The organism is Cupriavidus sp. HPC(L), from assembly GCF_000307735.3.
Classification (GTDB): Bacteria; Pseudomonadota; Gammaproteobacteria; order Burkholderiales; family Burkholderiaceae; genus Cupriavidus.
In genome coordinates this window covers 1-1,659 of the sequence record NZ_AMPR02000355.1, presented here as the reverse complement: position 1 = coordinate 1,659, position 1,659 = coordinate 1, and the positions used below count along the sequence as shown (strand labels likewise).

Below are 1,659 nucleotides of genomic sequence, written 5' to 3'. Positions count from 1 at the left end.
GTGGTTCTACGTGTTGTTGGTTTCGTCTCGGTATGTCGTGCGCGGTGTTGCCGGCGCGGCGGTCATGCCGCCTGCCGTTGCCCTTCTGCCTGCTCGAGCCGCCGCTGCGCATCGCGCTCGGCGACCAGCGCCCGCAGCCGCGGAATCAGCTCGCGGCCATAGTCGACCGCATCGTCGAGCGGATCGAAGCCGCGGATCAGGAAGGTGGTCACGCCCAGGTCGTAGTAGTCGAGCAGCGCGTGCGCGACCTGCTCCGGCGTACCGACCAGCCCCGTCGAATTGGACCGGCCGCCGGTCTCGCGCGCGATCGCGGTCCACAGCCGGGTATCGACGCGATCGCCCTGTTCGGCGGCGGCCAGCAGGCGGCGTGCGCCCTCGCTCTGCTGCGGCCCGCCGCGGCTGTAGCCCTGCTGCACGCGAAGCGCGCGGGTGCGTTCGAGAATGCGGTCGGCACGCTCCCAGGCCTTCTGCTCGGTCTCGGCCAGCACCGGCCGGAACGACACCGAGAAGCGGATCTGGCGGCCGTGCCGCGCGGCCTCGGCACGCACCCGCGTGGTCAGCTCGCGGACCTGGTCCAGCGACTCGCCCCACAGCGCATAGACGTCGGCGTGCTTGCCGGCGACCGCGATCGCGGGCGCCGACGCGCCACCGAAGTAGATCGGCACATGCGGCTGCTGCGCCGGCTTGACCTCGGAGAAGCCGCGCTGGAAGCGGTAGTGGCGGCCCTCGTGATCGAACGGCTCGGGCTCGGTCCAGATCCGGCGCAGGATGCCGAGGTATTCGTCGGTACGCGCATAGCGTTCGTCGTGATCGAGGAAATCGCCATCGCGCTTCTGTTCGTCGTCCGAGCCGCCAGAGATGAAGTGCACGCCAAGCCGGCCGCCGCTGAACTGGTCCAGCGTCGCGATCTGCCGTGCGGCAAGCGTCGGCGCGGTAAAGCCGGGCCGATGCGCCAGCATGAAGTGGATCCGCTCGGTCACCGCGGCCGCATACGCGATCGTCAGCGTGGCCGACGGGCCGGTGGAATGGTGCGGCACCAGGATGCGGTCGAAGCCGGCCTGCTCGTGCGCCTGCGCGAAGGCCCTGACATAGTCGCGATCCACCACGGGCCCGCTGGGCGGATGGATCTCGGATTGCTTCTGGCTCTGGATCATGCCGATGATGTCGACGCTCATGGGTTCTCCTGTGTCGCCCGCTGCGGTCACGGCGGCGGAATCTGGCGACAAACGTAAGGCAAACCCGCGTGTGGCCGAACGAATAAAAACGAAACTCCATATTCGATTTGCATCGTTCATCGAAGCGGCATCTCGGCGTTACGCTAGGCGCCGATCCGAATCCGCACAGGGAACGACCGTCATGCCCTCTTCCACCTTGCTTCGACTGCGAGGCAGCGAGCCGCATCTGGACCGAATGCGCGACCGCATGCGCAACGACACACTCGACGAGACGCTCGACGACACGCTCGACGCCTTGCGCACCGCCTTCGCGGCGAGCGCCGCACGGCACGACGCCGATGGCAGCTTTGCGCACGACAACTTCGCGCTGCTGCATCGCCATGGCCTGATCGCGCAGGTCGTGCCGCAATCCCATGGCGGCGGCGGCGCGAACCTGGCGCGCGCGCGCCGCATCGTCGCGGCGGTCGCGGCGGGCGATGCCGCC

Annotated in this window: 1 protein-coding gene and 1 pseudogene; one reads left to right on the top strand and one right to left on the bottom strand. The window is 68.8% G+C overall.

What is annotated here, in order from left to right:
- Positions 1-62: 62 nt before the first annotated feature.
- On the bottom strand, positions 63-1,175 hold the full coding sequence (locus B551_RS17675; RefSeq protein WP_023264675.1) for an LLM class flavin-dependent oxidoreductase: 1,113 nt from the start codon (positions 1,173-1,175) through the stop codon (positions 63-65).
- Between B551_RS17675 and B551_RS27145 the strand changes: the two are divergent.
- Positions 1,159-1,659: pseudogene (locus B551_RS27145) on the top strand (hypothetical protein); the annotation flags it as partial. The gene B551_RS17675 and the pseudogene B551_RS27145 sit on opposite strands and share 17 nt — an antisense overlap.